Below are 17120 nucleotides of genomic sequence, written 5' to 3' on the forward strand. Positions count from 1 at the left end.
TAAACGCAGCCCTTATTGGAAGTAGCTGCGGTTTTGCTGTGCTGTGAACTGCTGTGCCTGCTGCATGGCGATATTGCTCATTTGCGCTACCGTTTGCTCCAGCTGAGCCGTGATTTGAGCGCATTGCTGCATGTTTTGGATCGCGATATGGTGCCCTTGCAGCGCTTGCTGGATTACTTGAACCGCTTGACGCTCACGCTGAGCCAACCTTTCGAGCTCTTGTGCGTTTTGAGCTTCCTGCTGCAGCATTTGCTGGTACACTTGATTGGATTGCTCCGTTTGACGGATCAGCTGTTGAATGATTTGCTGGCATTGCTGGATTTGTGCGGTTACGTTATGCATTTGCGAAATCCTCCTAGAACATCGATTGGTCGGGAATTACATGCCCATACTATCGTTGCACAGTCGCTTGAGGATTATTCACTATAAGTAAAAAATTTCCCACGAAAACATCCGCATACTTTACGCATGCGGTGACATAATAAAGCAGGTTCGAGAGAGCGCGGCACCGACGTCCACCCACATGGCAGCTTCTCAGGGAACATGTATTTCGACTGACGAAGGAGGATTTCGCACTGTTTTCGGGGTCGAAACTAGGGTTTCCTGAAGACAGTTCCATGTGGATGGTACGCCAGCGGTACTGCACAAAAGCAACATACACTATCATCCTGCGCCCATCGTTTGACAATAGAACGGCGGTTTAGTCGATGCAAGCGGCTATCCGCCGTTTTTGTATTATGGTTGAAATGCGATTATTTTATTCTCCTTCCCTCTTTCGTGTAATCGTTCTACCGCTTGGGTATTCTAGGAATAATCGAAAATCAGCCATGGAGGGGATACTCATGCAGCCGTTCGCCTATTATTTTCATGAATATTGGCTTTCTCTTGTTATTATACTGGGCGTCATAGGAGCCGCCATGCTCGTACACCGGAATTGGGATAAAATCGTGATAAAGGGCAGCGGGCGTAAATGATCAGGATAAATAGAAGAGCCGGGAACCCTGCTGAATCGCATGTTCCCGGCTCTTTTTATACAAGTGCTTTCTTGGCAATATCCGTACGGTAATGCTTGCCCTCGAATCGAATGCGGTCTGCATCGGCGTAAGCTTTATTCCGCGCCTCGGCAATATCCTTGCCAAGTGCCGTTACCCCGATAACCCGGCCTCCGTTTGTTACGATTTGTCCGTCCTTCACAGCGGTTCCCGCGTGGAATACGAGTGATTCCTGCACCTCATCCAAGCCTTCGATCGGAAGACCCTTCGGATAGGACGCCGGGTATCCGCCCGAAGCGAGAACAACACAAACCGCCGCTTCATCGCTCCACTCGATTTCCATTTGGTCGAGTCGTCCGTTGACCGTAGCCAGGAAAATATCCAGCAGATCGGTCTTTAATCTTGGCAATACGACCTGGGTCTCCGGATCACCGAAGCGGGCGTTAAATTCAATCGTCTTCGGTCCGTTCGGCGTGATCATGAGTCCTGCGAAGAGAACACCGCGGAACGGACGTCCTTCGCTCACCATAGCAGCCGCAGTCGGCTTAATGATCGTTTCAATGGCTTCGTCTATGACGGATTGCGGAATGTGCGGCAGCGGAGTGTAGGTTCCCATACCGCCGGTATTCGGCCCTTTGTCGTTGTCAAACACCTGCTTGTGGTCCTGGGCAGGCACCATCGGCTTCACTACATCGCCGTCCACGAACGAAAGAATCGACATTTCTTGTCCGGTCAAAAACTCCTCGATCACGACCTGATTCCCGGACTCCCCGAACACCTTGTTCACCATGATGTCCTGCAGCGCTTTCTCCGCCTCTTCCATCGATTGCGCTACGACAACGCCTTTCCCTGCAGCCAGGCCGTCGGCTTTGATAACGATAGGAATTTGCTGCTTGTGCAAATACGCTAACGCATCCTCATACCGCTCGAAAGATTCGTACGCAGCGGTAGGAATGTTGTATTTTTTCAGCAGGTCCTTCGTAAACACCTTACTGCCTTCAATGATCGCCGCATTTTTGCGGGGGCCGTACACGGTCAGGTTCTTTGCTTCCAGATGGTCGACAATGCCTTCCGACAACGGATCGTCCGGACCGATAACTACCAGATCGATATTATGATCGATAGCGAAGCTGGCCAGCTCGTCGAACTGATTCTCATTAATGGCTACGCATTCCGCGAGACCTGCAATCCCGCCGTTCCCCGGAGCACAGTAGAGTTCCTGAATCTTAGGGCTCTTGCGGAGCGCCCAGCAAATCGCATGCTCACGGCCTCCTCGGCCGACAACTAGTATCCGCACTTTTCAGGTCCTCCTTAGTCTTTATTTCGAACCAGCAGCTCCGTAGCTCCTGATTCTACATTGATCGATTTGACAAGCAGAGAAATGCGGTTCTCGTCATTTAACGCATTCCAGTACGTATTCGAAATTTCCTCCAGGCTGTCGCCGAGCGGAACCAGCTGCGGTTCTCCCTTGAACGAAGGCAGTGGATTGCCATCCCCCTCATAGGTATGGATGCAGTGGCCGAAGCCAGCGATCGCTTTTTCATACGTATAGGTGTGACGCAGCGTTTGGTCTTCCGTGTTGCCCGCCGACTTCAGGATGGACAGCTTGTACGCGAACTGGCTGTCAGCCAAGTCGATGATGCCGCTAATCCGCGGAGTGAAGTTCGGAGCATCCGGTTCGTACGTTCTGGTGCTCAAAGCCGCTTCGAATGTGCCGCCCTTCTGCAGAGCTTCATGGATCGTATCGGTTTGGTCGCCGTTCGTAATGATATGCGCTCCGCCCAAATGCTTGGCCGGATAGTAGATAATCAAGGAAGGGTCCGTCAGCTTCGCAGGATCCTTTGCTTCGGTGCGAACAAAGCCATTGTCCTCTTGGATGAACACACGGTTACGGCTGTTTTCGCTGCGGCCCATAATCCAGTACACCTGAATCAGACGGGTGCCGTCGGGTGTCAAACCGATCACGATGCCGCGGCCGGGATACACGTTGGCGCTCAGGCTTTGTACATATTGCTCCGCTTGCGCGGCTCTTGCCGTTGTCGTCGTAGTCACTTCGAATCGACCTCCTCTTAGTGGTGGAACAGGCGTACGCCGGAGTAGCACATCACCATACCGTAATCGTTGGCGGCTTGTACCACTTCTTCGTCGCGCATCGAGCTGCCTGCTTGCACGACGTATTTCACGCCGCTGCGGCTTGCACGGTCAAGATTATCGCGGAACGGAAGGAACGCATCCGAGCCGTAGGATACGCCCTGCAGCTTGCTCAGCCATTCACGCTTTTCTTCACGGGACAGCTTCTTCGGCACCTCGGTAAAGCACTGCTCCCAAGCCGCTTGCTCTACAGGCGTCAGCTCATCCTCAAGCCAGAGGTCAATGGCATTGTTCTGCTCCGCACGGCTGAGGCCCGGACGGAAAGGCATGTTCAGCGCCGTCGGGTGCTGACGAAGGAACCAGCGGTCCGCTTTATCGCCGGCAAGGCGCGTACAATGAATACGAGACTGCTGGCCTGCGCCGATCCCGATCGTTTGGCCGTCCAGCGTATAACAGATAGAGTTCGATTGCGTATATTTAAGCGTCACGAGAGCGATCAGCATGTCGCGCTTTGCGCTTTCCGGCAGATCCTTGTTCTCGGTAACGATTTTCCCCAGAGAGGATTCGTCGATGACCGCATCGTTGCGCTCCTGCTGCAGCGTCAGACCGAACAGGTTACGGATCTCAATCGGGTCCGGTACGTAATCCGGGTCGATTTGCAGAATCAAATAGCCGCCGTTTTTCTTCGCCTTGAGAATTTCCAGAGCCTCATCCGTGTAACCGGGAGCTACGACCAGGTCGGATACCTCCCGCTTCAGCAGCTGTGCTGTAGAAGCGTCCACGATATCGCTGAGCGCTGCCGCGTCGCCGAAGGAGGACATGCGGTCCGCACCGCGGGCACGGGCATAAGCTGTGGCCAGCGGCGAGAGCTCGAGGCCTTCGACGAAATAAGCCTTGGCCAGCTCCAGTGTTAGCGGCGCCGCTACAGCCGCTCCCGCCGGGCTCACGTGCTTGAAGGAGGCGGCAGCCGGAAGTCCGGTAGCGCGTCTCAGCTCGCGGGCCAGCTGGAAGCCGTTCAGGGCATCGAGCAGGTTGATGAAGCCGGGGTCACCGTTGACTACCTTGATTGGCAAAGGGCCGTCGCTGCGCAGCTGCGCTTGCTTCTGATGCGGGTTCATCCCATAGCGCAAATTAATGACATTGGTCTGGCTGGTCGTTTGACTCATTTTGCAATCCCATCCTTAGTCTGTATTTGTACTCTATTCTCATGATAACGATACGTACCGTCGGCAATGCCTTGAATGACCTGCGGATACAGCTCATGCTCCATGCGGTGAATTCGCTGCGTTAACGTGTCTTCCGTATCATCCGGCAGGATCGTAAGTGCCCTCTGGTCGATTATCGGACCGCTGTCGAGTCCCCCGTCCACGTAATGCACCGTAATCCCGGTAATCCTCACGCCGTGCTCCAGTGCCTGACGTACCGCGTGAAGACCCGGGAAGGACGGCAGCAGCGAGGGATGGATATTGATCATCCGCCCCCAATACCCCTGAACCATCACATCTGTTAGGATGCGCATGTAACCGGCCAGCACCACAAGCTCGACTTGCTTGTCTTGCAGCTGCTTGAGGATTTCGGCTTCATAGGCCTCCCTGGAGGGATATTCCTTCGGCTTAAAGGTGAAGGCGGGGATCCCTGCTGCTTTGGCACGTTCTACGACAGGCGCGGCAGGCTTATCACAAACCAAAAGCTCGATGCGTGCATCGAGCTTGCCGGCGTTCACCGCGTCCACAATCGCTTGAAAATTGCTTCCGCTTCCGGAAGCAAACACCGCGATGCTTAACGGCTTGGTCATACGACCGCCCCTTGGAAGGTAACGATCCGTTCCCCTGCGGTTACACGGCCCAGTGTATAGGCAGTTTCACCCTGCTCTGCAAAAAGGCGCTTCGCTTCATCCGCTTGCTCCTCCGGCACGATGACGACCATCCCGATCCCCATGTTGAACGTGCGGAACATATCGTTGTTGCTGATGCCGCCTTCTTCCTGCATGAGCTTGAAGATCGGCAGGATCGGCCAGGAGCCGTAGTCGACCTCCACGTTCACGTTGTCAGGCAAGCAGCGTGGAATGTTTTCCAGGAAGCCGCCGCCGGTGATGTGAGCCATTCCTTTAATTTGCAGGCCTTGCTGAAGCGCGTTAAGGATTGGTTTAACATAGATTTTGGTTGGTGCCAGCAGCACATCGCCCAGACGTTGGTTATCAAGTGCTGCTACTGTGTCATGCAGGCTGTAACCCTTCTGCTCAAGGAGCAGCTTCCGTACGAGGGAGAAGCCGTTGCTGTGTACACCGCTGGAAGCGAGACCGAGAACTACGTCGCCGGGCTTGATAGTGGAGCCGTCGATGATTTTCTTCTTATCGACGATACCTACGGTAAAGCCGGCAATATCGTACTCGCCTTCGCTGTACATACCCGGCATTTCCGCGGTTTCGCCGCCGATCAGGGCACAGCCGCCTTGCACGCAGCCGTCGCTGATGCCTTTGATGATCGCTTCGATTTTCTCAGGAATAACCTTGTCGCAAGCAAGGTAGTCGAGGAAAAAGAGCGGCTCCGCACCCTGCACCACGATGTCGTTCACGCACATAGCTACGGCGTCTACTCCGATCGTATCGTGCTTATCCATCGCGAACGCGATCTTCAACTTCGTGCCTACGCCGTCGGTGCCGGAAACCAGCACGGGCTCCTCGTATTTGTCCTTGTTCAGGCCGAACAAGGCGCCGAAGCCGCCCAGATCCGTCAGAACCTCCGGACGGAACGTCGTTTTGACGTGCTTCTTCATCCGCTCTACCGCTTCATTGCCGGCCGCGATATCGACTCCGGCCTGTTTATATGCATCGGACATTAGGTTTTTCACTCCCGTATTTTTTAAGTGCTTGCCTTGACCGTCTACGGGTTCGTGCTGTTGCCTTGCGGCCTCTCTTGATCAGGAGTTCTCAAACTAACTTACCTTGCGGTAAGAACTCCTGATCAAAGGAGGCACGTAAACTCTCCAGGCAACACACGCCCCTTCGCCTATCGGCACTCCACTGAATAAAATCCACGCCCGAAAAACAAGGCGGTTATTGTAATTGGGTCCGATAACTCCCTTGCGTCGTTATCGGTGGTATAGGTTACTCCAAGTGCAATGTGTGCAATAGCAGCACTGTTGGACGCTATTGCCTGCTCCACACGCACCATGCATCGCATTAACGGAACTCAGGAACGCTATTCCACGCCGCTGCCTCAATCGCACCCGCCGCAGGAAGCGGCAGCTCCGTCCGGTACCTGCGTCGGATACTGGTTGTCGAAGCAGGCGGTGCAGTGGCCGCGATTGATCTCCGCGTTCGGGCGGCCGATGGCGGCCAGCAGGCCGTCCTTCGTCAGGAAGTGCAGCGAGTCGGCGTTGATCGCCTTACGGATCTCCTCCACCGACTTCGTCGCCGCGATCAGCTCCTTGCGGTCCGGCGTATCGATGCCGTAGAAGCATGGGTTCGCGAACGGCGGCGAGCTGATGCGCACGTGCACTTCGGTTGCTCCCGCTTCGCGAAGCAGGTTCACGATCCGCAAGGAAGTCGTGCCGCGCACGATCGAATCGTCGATCATCACAACCCGCTTACCGGCTACAATACTCCGTACGGCCGACAGCTTCATTTTTACCCCCTGCTCGCGCAGCTCTTGCGAAGGCTGAATGAATGTCCGGCCCGTGTAGCGGTTCTTGATCAGCCCCAGCTCGTACGGAATGCCCGTCTGCTCGGCAAAGCCGATCGCCGCCGAAATCGAGGAATCCGGTACACCGGTAACTACATCCGCATCCACGAACGCTTCCAGCGCCAGCTGCTTACCCATCCGCTTTCGGGCGGAATGGATATTGATCTCGTCGATATCGCTATCCGGACGAGCAAAATAAATATATTCCATCGCACAGATCGCACGCTGCTTCATCGGCGAGAACCGATCCTCGACAACGCCGCTTTTCATATCCAGCACAAGCAGCTCGCCTGGCGCAATGTCACGGTAGTACGTACCGCCCACTGCATCGAACGCGCATGTCTCGGAGGCGAACAGCCAAGCATTACCCAAACGGCCTGCCACAAAAGGACGAAGCCCATGCGGATCCCGCGCCACGATCAGCTTATCCTTTGTCTGGAACAGGAAAGCATACGCGCCCTCGACCTGCAGCAGCGCTTCCTTCACCGCCAGCACGATATCATCGTGCTTTGAGCGGGCGATCAAGTGAGCCACAACCTCGGTATCGCTTGTCGTTTGGAAGATCGAGCCCGAGCGCTCAAGCCGCTTTTTGATCTCCGGGGCATTGTGCAGGTTCCCGTTCGTAGCGATTGCTAGATCACCTTCGCGGTATTTGAACACCAACGGCTGTGCATTCGCCAGCTTGCTCTCACCCGAGGTGGAGTAGCGCACATGGCCGATCGCATTGCTGCCGACCAATTCTGCAAGCACATCATTCGTAAAAACTTCCTTCACCAATCCCATGTTACGGTGGTAGTTGAACTTCTCCCCATCCGCCACACAGATTCCGGCGCTTTCTTGTCCGCGATGCTGTAAGGCATGCAGACCGTAATAGGAAAGCGAGGCGGCCTCAGGATGACCGAACACCCCGAATACGCCGCACTCCTCCCGCAATTTATCGAACAGCCCGTCATGACTGTTAATTCCTTCGTTATAGAATCGCCCCGTCCAAAGCTTTAGTGCATCAGACATGGAATCGCATCCTTCCAGACCTTTTCTAATTGTGCTACCGATGCTTCTACAACAGGGGACCCATTCACACTTACGCGCAGGTCGGAGCCGCCGACTACGCCCAGCTTCTGCACAGGAATACCGCGACCGCTCAAGAAAGCAGCCAGCTCCTCCGCTTGATCAGCGGAAGCACTTACGAGAACACGGGATTGGCTTTCGCTGAACAGCGCAATGTCGCTGCGCAGCTCACTCGCGAAATTCACATCGGCGCCCAAACGACCGCTGATGCAGCTCTCAGCCAACGCTACCGCCAAGCCGCCTTCGGCCAGGTCATGCGCCGAAGCAACCAGACCCGCTTGAATCGCAGCGAGCAAACCGTCCTGAAGCTTCTTCTCCACCGCAAGATCAATCGCAGGAGGACGACCTTCGGTCACGCCATGTACAACATACTGGAACTCGGAACCGCCCAGCTCCGCACGAGTCTCACCCAGCAGGAATACCACATCGCCTTCGCGCTTGAAAGCTTGCGTCGTGATGTGATCCACATCGTGAACGAGACCGACCATACCGACAACCGGCGTCGGGTAAATCGCACCTTTTGCGTTCTCGTTGTACAAGCTCACATTACCGCCGATGACCGGCGTGCTCAGCTGGCGGCAAGCTTCCGCCATTCCGTCAACCGCTTTTTCCAGCTGCCAGAAAATTTCCGGCTTCTCCGGCGAACCGAAGTTCAGGTTATCTGTAATCGCCAGCGGCTCTGCACCGGAGCATACGTTATTACGAGCAGCTTCCGCTACCGCGATCATACCGCCCACTTCCGGATCCAAATAAACATAACGTCCGTTACAGTCGGTCGACATCGACAGCGCCTTACGTGTTCCCGGAACCGTAACTACCGCAGCATCCGAACCCGGACGAACCGCTGTAGAAGTACGAACCATATAGTCATATTGGTTGTAAACCCACTCTTTGCTTGCAACCGTCGGGGATGCCAGCACTTTCAACAAAGCACCGTTCAAGTCCGTCACTTCCGCGTAGCGAGTGGTATCGACGGAAGCACCGGCTTCATAATAAGCTGGCACCGCCGAAGGCTTGTTATATACTGGGCACTCGTCAACAAGTGCGGTTACCGGCATATCGCCGACCAGCTCGCCCTTATGATACAGCTTCAAGCGGCCGTCATCCGTTACTTTACCGACCTTCGCACAGATCAAGCCCCAGCGCTCGAAAATTTCAACCGCCTGCGCTTCATGCTCCGGCTTTACAACGAACAGCATGCGCTCTTGGGACTCGGACAGCATCATTTCGTAAGGTGTCATGCCTTCTTCCCGCTGTGGAACCATATCGAGATTCAGTTCAATCCCGTTACCGGCCTTGGAAGCCATCTCCGCACTGGAGCAAGTCAGACCCGCTGCACCCATATCCTGAATACCGACAACAATACCGCTATTAATGAGCTCCAAGCAGGACTCCAGTACAAGCTTCTCCATGAACGGGTCACCCACCTGAACCGCAGGACGCTTTGCTTCGGACTCCGCTGTCAGCTCCTCCGACGCAAACGTCGCACCGTGAATTCCGTCACGGCCTGTAGGAGGACCTACGTAGAATACCGGGTTGCCGATCCCTTTGGCCACACCGCGTTGAATTTTGTCATGGTCAATAATACCTACACACATCGCGTTAACCAGCGGATTGCCCTCATAGCTCTCATCGAACATCACTTCGCCGCCAACCGTCGGAATCCCGATACAGTTGCCGTAGCCGGCAATACCCGAAACTACGTGCTCGAATAAATACTTCACACGCTCATTCTCCAGACGGCCGAAGCGCAAGCTGTTCAGCACAGCCACAGGACGCGCACCCATGGAGAAAATATCGCGGATAATTCCGCCCACACCTGTCGCGGCGCCTTGGTAAGGCTCGATCGCGGAAGGGTGGTTGTGCGATTCGATTTTGAATACGACCGCTTGATTGTCGCCGATATCCACGATCCCTGCGCCTTCGCCGGGACCCATCAGCACGCGGGGCCCTGTTACAGGAAACTTGCGCAGAACAGGCTTCGAATTTTTATAAGAACAGTGCTCGGACCACATGACGCTGAATACGCCGATCTCTACATAGTTAGGCTTCCGGCCCAGGAATCCGCAGATTTTGGCATACTCATCATCCGTTACGCCCATCTGCTTGTAAATTTTTTGCTCCTCGATTTGCTGTGCCGTAGGCTCCTTAGCCGATAGCTGCTGCGCCATGCTTTTCCCTCCAAGTGCTCAAGATCGATGTGAACATCCGCTTGCCGTCCGCCGAGCCCAAAATTTCCGCAACCGCGCGCTCCGGGTGAGGCATCATGCCAAGTACATTGCCTTGCTTGTTGCAAATTCCTGCAATATCGTCAACCGAACCGTTCGGATTGTTGCCTGCTTCATAACGGAACACGATCTGGTTACCCGCCTTCAGCTCCGCCAGACCCGCTTCGTCGATATAATAGTTGCCTTCGCCGTGTGCGATAGGAATATTGATCAATTCGCCCTGCTTATATTCGGATGTAAAAGGAGTCGCCGTATTCTCCACCTGCAGCATCGCCGCATGGCAGCGGAACTTCAGAGACTTGTTGCGAAGCATCGCGCCCGGCAGCAGACCGGATTCAAGCAGAATTTGGAACCCGTTGCAGATCCCCAGGATGTACTTGCCCTCTTCAGCCGCTTTCACTACCGCATTCATCACCGGAGCAAAACGCGCAATCGCGCCGCAGCGCAGATAGTCACCGTAAGAGAAGCCGCCAGGTACCAGGATGCAATCGTATTTGGACAAATCCGTTTCTGTATGCCATACATAATCAACTGGCTGACCGATCGTTTCTTCTACCGCCTTGTAGCAGTCGATATCACAATTGGAGCCGGGAAACACCAACACTGCAAAATTCATATCGTGCTCCTCCTCAAAATTGTGATTTTACGCTAGTTCGTATCTATAATCTTCGATAACGGTGTTCGCCAGAAGCTTCTCGCACATCGACTTCACGCGCTCTTCGGCAACGGCACGATCCGTTGTATTCAATTCCACTTCAAGGTACTTACCGATACGCACTTTACCCACTTCGTCGAAGCCCATGGAGTGCAATGCGCCGGATACCGCCGCCCCTTGTACGTCCAATACATTTTGCTTGATCGTTACGTAAACCGTTGCTTTTAACATGAAAAATAGCCTCCTTGGCTCGATCTCTTGTTTAAATTATTTGGAAACCAATCGGTTATAAATGTCTCGGTAGCGCCGCGACGTCTCATCCACCACATGCTGCGGCAGCGGATCCGGCTCGCTGTTCTTATCCCAGTCCGTGCCGGCCAGGTAGGTCCGAACCGGCTCCTTGTCCATCGAGTCGATCTCGATGTCCAGCGCGTAATTCTCCTTCGCCCAGAAGCGCGACGAATCCGGCGTGAAAATCTCGTCGATCAGGATGATCTCGCCGTCAATCAGTCCGAACTCAAACTTCGTGTCCGCCAAAATAATGCCGCGTTCCTCGCAGTAAGCACGGGCGAATTCGTACAAGCGGATGCTCTTCTCCTCCAGCTGGCGGGTCAGCTCGGCCCCAACCAGCTCCTCCATGCGGGCAATCGAGATGTCCTCGTCATGGCCCACATCGTTCTTCGCCGCCGGCGTGAAGATCGGCTCCGGGAACCGCTCGTTCTTGCGCATACCCGCGGGCAGCTTGTGCCCGTTGACCTCGCCGCTCTGCTGATACTGTCTCCAGCCGCCGCCGGTAATGTAGCCGCGAACGACGCATTCGATATCGATCCGCTGCGCTTTCTTCGTTACCATGAAGCGGTCCTTCATGATCTCGCGATCCGTAATCACATCACCTAAACGATCCACATCGCCATGCACTACATGATTCTCTTGAATGCCGGCCGTTTGCTCAAACCAGAACTTGCTCAAGCTGTTCAGGACGTTGCCCTTATCCGGTACGGCCGGGCTCAGCACCCAGTCGAATGCCGAGATCCGGTCCGTCACCGCAATCAGGTAATGCTCTCCCAAATCGTACAGCTCACGAACCTTGCCTTTGTAGAGCAGCGGCGCCTTTACATAAGGCTCAGCGCTCGAAATCGCTACCGTCGTTTGCTCGCTCACTTGTTTCTCCTCCGCCCTCAAGACTTAGCTTAAGCCCAGTCGTTTGAAAATCGTATCCACATGCTTCAGATGCCAGCTCGGATTGAACGCATCGTCGATCTCTTCCGCACTCAGCACGCTCGTGATATCAGCGGACTCCTCCACGATCTTGCGGAACGAGCGCTGCTCCTCCCACGCCTGCATCGCACGCGGCTGAACGGTGTCGTAAGCTTTCTCACGGCTCCAGCCCTTATCGATCAGCTTCGTCATCACGCGGCCGGAGAACGGTACGTCGTACGTAGAACGCATGTTGCGCTTCATATTTTCCGGGAATACCGTCAGGTTCTTGATGATGTTGCCCAAACGGTTCAGCATGTAGTTCAGGAGAATCGTCGCATCCGGCAAAATGATCCGCTCCACCGAGGAGTGCGAGATATCGCGCTCATGCCACAATGGCACGTTCTCATAGGCCGAAATCATATGACCGCGGATCACGCGGGCCAGACCGGAGATGCTTTCGCAGCCGATCGGATTGCGCTTGTGCGGCATCGCCGAGGAGCCCTTTTGCCCCTTCGCGAACGGCTCTTCAACTTCACGGAACTCACTCTTCTGCAGAGCGCGGATTTCCGTAGCGAACTTATCGAGCGACGTAGCCACCAATGCCAAGGTCGCCATATATTCCGCATGACGGTCACGCTGCAGCGTTTGGGTCGAGATCGGAGCCGGCTTCGTGCCAAGCTTCTTCGTCACATACTCTTCAACGAAAGGATCAATGTTCGCGTAAGTACCTACGGCGCCGCTAATCTTTCCGTACTGCACGCCGTCCGCCGCAAACTTGAACCGCTCCAGATTACGCTTCATTTCCTCGTACCAAAGCGCCATTTTCAAACCGAAAGTAGTAGGCTCGGCATGTACCCCGTGTGTACGTCCCATCATGGCCGTATCCTTGTATTGAATCGCCTTGTTCTTTAGAATCTCGATGAAGTTCACGATATCCTTCTCAAGAATCTCGTTCGCCTGACGCAGAAGGTAGCCCAGCGCCGTATCAACCACGTCTGTGGAAGTCAAGCCGTAATGAACCCATTTGCGCTCCGGTCCGCACGTTTCCGATACCGCACGAGTGAAGGCAATCACGTCGTGACGGGTCTCCTGCTCGATCTCATAAATGCGATCGATGTTGAAGCTTGCATTCTTGCGCAGCTCCACTACGTCTTCCTTCGGGATCACGCCCAGCTCCGACCAAGCCTCGCAGGCCAGCAGCTCCACTTCCAAATAGGCGTCAAATTTGTTCTGCTCCGTCCAAATGCGCCCCATCTCGGGTCTTGTATACCGTTCGATCATGGTTTCTTACTCCTCCGTGTGTGTACTATCTATTTTTAGTTTCCCAAATGTTAGAAGCCGTTATCCAGCGCATCGCCGCCTCCGCCGAATCGGTGAGCAGGTTCACATGCCCCATCTTCCGGCCGGTCTTCGCTTCCGCCTTCCCGTACAGGTGTACCTTTGCGGTCACTCCCTCGACGGCTGTCTCCGACTCCGGCTTTACAATCCACTCCAGCAGCGGCTCCACATGCTCTCCTAGCACGTTCACCATCACTACCGGTGTCAGTAAAGCCGGATCTCCGAGCGGAAGATTGCAGATCGCACGTACATGCTGTTCGAACTGCGACGTCTTGCAAGCCTCCATCGTGTAATGCCCTGAGTTGTGAGGACGCGGCGCCAGCTCATTGACGTAAAGCTCTCCGTCCTTCGTCAGGAACATCTCCACTGCGATCAAGCCGATCACATCCAGCTCCTCCGCAATTCTTACGGCCATCCGCTCCGCTTCAGCCAGCACCTCTTCCGTTGCCCTTGCCGGCACGATCGACAGGTGAAGGATGTTGTTCACATGCACGTTCTCCGCCACGGGAAAAGCCTTCACTTCCCCGCGCGGGCTTCGAGCCGCTATCACTGAGATTTCCTTGTCGAAGTGGATGAACTGCTCCAGCACCAGCTCCGTCTTCGCGCGGCTCAGCGTCTCATACGCTTCCGGCACCTCGGCCAGCGACCGGATCACCCATTGCCCTTTGCCGTCGTAGCCGCCGGTAGCCGTCTTCAGCACGCATGGCGTTCCGAACCGCTCTACCGCTGCCCGAAGCTCCTCCACGCTGCCGATCTCTGCGTAAGGCGCTACCTTCACTCCCGCAGCTTCGATAGCCCGCTTCTCACGCAAGCGGTGCTGTGTCGTGTAGAGCAGCTGACTGCCCTGCGGCACGTAAGACTCGCTCATCAGCAGCTTCGTTACATCGGCATCCACATTCTCGAATTCATAAGTAATCACATCCGCGAGGTCCGCGAGCTGTCTTGCTGCATCCACATCGTGATAGGCGGCCGTAATCTGCCGATCCGCCACTTGTCCGCACGGGGAATCGGGGGTCGGGTCCAGCGTTACGAATCGATAGCCCATCGCGCGGCCCGCCAGAGCCAGCATGCGCCCCAGCTGTCCGCCGCCCAGCACACCGATCGTTCCGCCCGGCGCTATCACCTTGCTTGCGTCATAAGCCTTGGAACTCATAACAGCTCACTGCTTTCGATGACCTTCTGAGCGATCCGCTCACGACGGTCTGCAATCTTCTGCTGCAGCGCTGGATCGAACGCGCCGAGAATCTGAGCGGCCAGCAGGCCCGCATTGGTCGCACCGGCATGGCCGATGGCTACCGTGGCCACGGGAATGCCGCCCGGCATCTGCACGATCGAGTAGAGTGAATCCACACCGCTCAGCGTCGAGGTCTTCACCGGAACGCCGATGACCGGCAAAATCGTCTTCGAAGCAACCATCCCCGGCAAATGCGCCGCGCCGCCGGCTCCCGCGATAATGACCTTCAAACCGCGCTCTATAGCGGATTCCGCGTACTGAAACATCAGGTCCGGCGTGCGATGCGCGGAGACGACCTTTTTCTCATAAGGCACGCCGAGCTCATCAAGTACGTCACACGCGTGCTTCATCGTCTCCCAATCCGACTGGCTTCCCATAATGACACCAACAAGAACAGACATCACGAACCTCCATCTAAAATTTCATCTATTATGAAAACAAAAAACGCCCTGGGTGATAGAGTTGCAGCCTATGCAATCTACCGGCAGGACGACAAGAAGTACCCCTAAGCGCAAGCTAAGGCCGTGCATCGCGTGCCGACCTTTCCATTTCTTCGCTTACTCGTAGTCCAAAAATTTAAGGTTTTCGGGTAGAGACTTATCGGGCCATATTCCCGACATTATACGAGATGATTCGACGATATTCATTCTGATTGTGGAGCATTTTGCCTTTTTAGTTTACCGCCATTCACATCGCATGTCAACATTAAAAACCGAACATTCAATATTTTATCAAGAAAAATAGTTCGCATTTCACAGTTCATTCACGCTTATTTTCCAGACGTGCCGAAACCTTCCGTTTCATTTCCTGAAGTTCCCTAAGCAGCTCCTTAACTTCCTCCGACGACAAGCCGCCTGCGGACAGCTCTTGCTCCGACAGTCCTGTCCATGACTGCACCATCTCCGCTCCGCGGTATAACAGCTCCAGCAGCTGCTCCTCCTTCCCTTCATCAGAAATCGCTTCTATATAATGAAACAAAGCATCCTCCGCCTTCGCCCATCGGCCGGTTTCATTATAATAGGGGAATAGCAGCGTCAATAACCCCTCCGGCTTGCTCGACCGCTCTACCGGAACCAGTAACTCGTCAATGAATTCGATAAAAGCGTCCCGCCATTCTCCCTCCAACGCATCAGGTATTCTTGCCGTCAGCAGCAGCTCGGCTGCCTTAAGCCTGCATTGCCGCGCCCCTTGAATATCTCCGAGATCGTCGAGCAGTAATGCCTCCGCCTTCAGCATATCCCCGAGCGCCAGACTTTTCCCGAGATCCACCTCACCCGTTTTGGACAGCAGCAGAAGCAAATCCTTTACCGACAGCGCCCTTATCAGATCCGAATTCAAGCCCAGAAGCTGCTTCATCGCCTGGTTCAGAAGCGCCATCGCTTCCTCTAGCTGCCTGTTTTTCCGCAGGAACATCACCTTGTGGATCGCCTCGGCCGCCTGCTTGATGAGCCGCAATATATAATCCCGTTGATACATAATCTTCCCCTCTTCCGACAGAAAACGCGCTTATCTTCCGAATATACCTTATTGTACCACTGGCGCCCTGCTCATGGAAAAGCTTCTTCCAAATTGAGGGAGGATTTGGATGAATTTATGAGTTGAGCTCGAATTTATCCTGTGGTAAATTTAAAAAATGCCGAATCATACAGTTTTTCATGTACGTACGGGGGACGCATTACCCATGGGGTGAATGCTGCGCCGCGCGGCTTGGCAGCCGTAACGGAACGCAGCTAGGGAGCATACCTCTTCCCGAACCCGACAACTAACCTCGGAGGCAAATAGGAGGAACTCAATGTCACTTTTTTCTCGTACCAAAGGCTTTGTTTTGGCATGCGCTTTGGCGCTGCCGCTTGTTTTCGCAAGCACACCGGCTCACGCCGCACCGGCGCTCACTAACGATGATGTGAAGGTGCAGGTGAACGACAAGCTAGTGGCGTTCCCGGACGCACAGCCGTTTATCGACCCGGAGCAGCACAAGCTTCAGGTTCCGGCACGTATCATTGCCGATCAGCTTGGATTGAAGACGTCTTGGACCCAGAACGGCTCGGAGATCCAGATCGCTTTATCCAACGAGAAAACGACCGTCTCTTTTACCTTAGGCAATCCAACCATTTCTATAAACGGACAAGCCTCCTCCCAAACGTACAATACGGCACTTATTGACGGTCGTGCTTATGTTCCATTCCGATTGATCTCAGATGCCTTTGGCATGATAGCTCAGTGGGATGGTACGAACCGGATCGGCATCTACGGCACCGACGGCAAATATTACGCTCCTGCGTGGTATGCACCCAAGTATGAGAAGGTGATCGAGGCGAAGGCAACCGCCTATACCGCTTCCCCTTCCGAGAATGGCTGGGGCGCCCGCGACTACATGGGCAACCCTCTGCAGCTCGGCACGATTGCCGTTGATCCCTCGGTTATTCCGCTTGGATCCAAGGTATATATCGAGGGGTACTCGTTCGACGGTCTGCCTCAGGACGGGATGTTTGCTACGGCGACCGACGTAGGCAGCGCGGTGAAAGGCAACAAGATCGATATCTTCGTTCCTGTCAGCAAAAGCAAGGCTTACAACTTCGGCATTCAACAGGTTAAGATTTATGTGCTGAAGTAGGGAGAGAAAAGCAGTCT

At 54.7% G+C, this 17120-nt stretch carries 17 protein-coding genes and 2 riboswitches; of the genes, 2 read left to right on the plus strand and 15 right to left on the minus strand.

All coding sequences use genetic code 11. The features are described 5' to 3' along the window. Nucleotides 1-12: 12 nt before the first annotated feature. A complete protein-coding gene (locus tag QMO62_RS15070; protein ID WP_284642160.1) occupies nt 13-342 on the minus strand; it encodes a hypothetical protein in 330 nt (109 codons plus the stop codon). Nucleotides 343-842: 500 nt separating this feature from the next. Here QMO62_RS15070 and QMO62_RS15075 point away from each other — a divergent pair, with 500 nt between their 5' ends. Further along, nucleotides 843-974, plus strand: a complete 132-nt coding sequence (locus QMO62_RS15075; protein ID WP_284642162.1) for a hypothetical protein — start codon at nt 843-845, stop codon at nt 972-974. 55 nt (nt 975-1029) lie between these two features. On the opposite strand, the gene purD is transcribed toward QMO62_RS15075, so the two are convergent. The 14 genes from purD to QMO62_RS15145 all read right to left on the minus strand — a co-directional run bounded on the left by purD (nt 1030) and on the right by QMO62_RS15145 (nt 15965). After that, on the minus strand, nt 1030-2289 hold the full coding sequence (gene purD / locus QMO62_RS15080; protein ID WP_284642164.1) for a phosphoribosylamine--glycine ligase: 1260 nt from the start codon (nt 2287-2289) through the stop codon (nt 1030-1032). A 14-nt stretch (nt 2290-2303) separates the two neighbouring features. Continuing rightward, on the minus strand, nt 2304-3044 hold the full coding sequence (locus QMO62_RS15085) for an IMP cyclohydrolase (protein WP_284642166.1): 741 nt from the start codon (nt 3042-3044) through the stop codon (nt 2304-2306). Nucleotides 3045-3061: 17 nt separating this feature from the next. Next, on the minus strand, nt 3062-4249 hold the full coding sequence (locus tag QMO62_RS15090) for a phosphoribosylaminoimidazolecarboxamide formyltransferase (RefSeq protein ID WP_284642170.1): 1188 nt from the start codon (nt 4247-4249) through the stop codon (nt 3062-3064). Further along, a complete protein-coding gene (purN, locus tag QMO62_RS15095; RefSeq protein ID WP_284642172.1) occupies nt 4246-4878 on the minus strand; it encodes a phosphoribosylglycinamide formyltransferase in 633 nt (210 codons plus the stop codon). The genes QMO62_RS15090 and purN overlap by 4 nt, the downstream gene beginning before the upstream one ends. Further along, a complete protein-coding gene (gene purM / locus QMO62_RS15100; RefSeq protein ID WP_284642174.1) occupies nt 4875-5921 on the minus strand; it encodes a phosphoribosylformylglycinamidine cyclo-ligase in 1047 nt (348 codons plus the stop codon). The genes purN and purM overlap by 4 nt, the downstream gene beginning before the upstream one ends. A 380-nt stretch (nt 5922-6301) precedes the next feature. After that, complete coding sequence (purF, locus tag QMO62_RS15105; protein WP_284642176.1) at nt 6302-7777, minus strand: amidophosphoribosyltransferase; 1476 nt, start codon at nt 7775-7777, stop codon at nt 6302-6304. Further along, complete coding sequence (gene purL, locus QMO62_RS15110) at nt 7762-10005, minus strand: phosphoribosylformylglycinamidine synthase subunit PurL (protein WP_284642178.1); 2244 nt, start codon at nt 10003-10005, stop codon at nt 7762-7764. Before purL ends, purF begins: the two co-directional genes overlap by 16 nt. Then, on the minus strand, nt 9983-10678 hold the full coding sequence (gene purQ, locus QMO62_RS15115; protein ID WP_284642180.1) for a phosphoribosylformylglycinamidine synthase subunit PurQ: 696 nt from the start codon (nt 10676-10678) through the stop codon (nt 9983-9985). The genes purL and purQ overlap by 23 nt, the downstream gene beginning before the upstream one ends. A gap of 27 nt (nt 10679-10705) precedes the next feature. Beyond that, entirely contained in the window at nt 10706-10948 is a 243-nt protein-coding gene (gene purS / locus QMO62_RS15120) for a phosphoribosylformylglycinamidine synthase subunit PurS (protein WP_284642182.1), read from the minus strand. A 36-nt stretch (nt 10949-10984) separates the two neighbouring features. After that, nucleotides 10985-11878 carry a phosphoribosylaminoimidazolesuccinocarboxamide synthase gene (locus tag QMO62_RS15125; protein ID WP_284642184.1) on the minus strand — a complete coding sequence of 298 codons (894 nt, stop codon included), beginning with the start codon at nt 11876-11878 and terminating at the stop codon, nt 10985-10987. A 24-nt stretch (nt 11879-11902) separates the two neighbouring features. Then, on the minus strand, nt 11903-13198 hold the full coding sequence (purB, locus tag QMO62_RS15130) for an adenylosuccinate lyase (RefSeq protein WP_284642186.1): 1296 nt from the start codon (nt 13196-13198) through the stop codon (nt 11903-11905). A 25-nt stretch (nt 13199-13223) separates the two neighbouring features. After that, entirely contained in the window at nt 13224-14408 is a 1185-nt protein-coding gene (purK, locus tag QMO62_RS15135; RefSeq protein ID WP_284642188.1) for a 5-(carboxyamino)imidazole ribonucleotide synthase, read from the minus strand. Further along, nucleotides 14405-14890: a 5-(carboxyamino)imidazole ribonucleotide mutase gene (gene purE / locus QMO62_RS15140; protein ID WP_284642190.1), complete on the minus strand. Its 486-nt coding sequence runs from the start codon at nt 14888-14890 to the stop codon at nt 14405-14407. The genes purK and purE overlap by 4 nt, the downstream gene beginning before the upstream one ends. Nucleotides 14891-15033: 143 nt before the next feature. Continuing rightward, nucleotides 15034-15136, minus strand: a riboswitch (purine riboswitch). Nucleotides 15137-15248: 112 nt separating this feature from the next. Further along, nucleotides 15249-15965: a DUF6483 family protein gene (locus QMO62_RS15145; protein WP_284642192.1), complete on the minus strand. Its 717-nt coding sequence runs from the start codon at nt 15963-15965 to the stop codon at nt 15249-15251. Nucleotides 15966-16113: 148 nt separating this feature from the next. Beyond that, a riboswitch (cyclic di-AMP (ydaO/yuaA leader) is annotated at nt 16114-16281 on the plus strand. On the opposite strand from QMO62_RS15145, the gene QMO62_RS15150 reads away from it, so the two are divergent. Then, entirely contained in the window at nt 16282-17103 is an 822-nt protein-coding gene (locus tag QMO62_RS15150) for a stalk domain-containing protein (RefSeq protein WP_284642194.1), read from the plus strand. Nucleotides 17104-17120: the final 17 nt, after the last annotated feature.

This window comes from Paenibacillus silviterrae, assembly GCF_030167925.1.
Lineage (GTDB): Bacteria > Bacillota > Bacilli > Paenibacillales > NBRC-103111 > Paenibacillus_G > Paenibacillus_G silviterrae.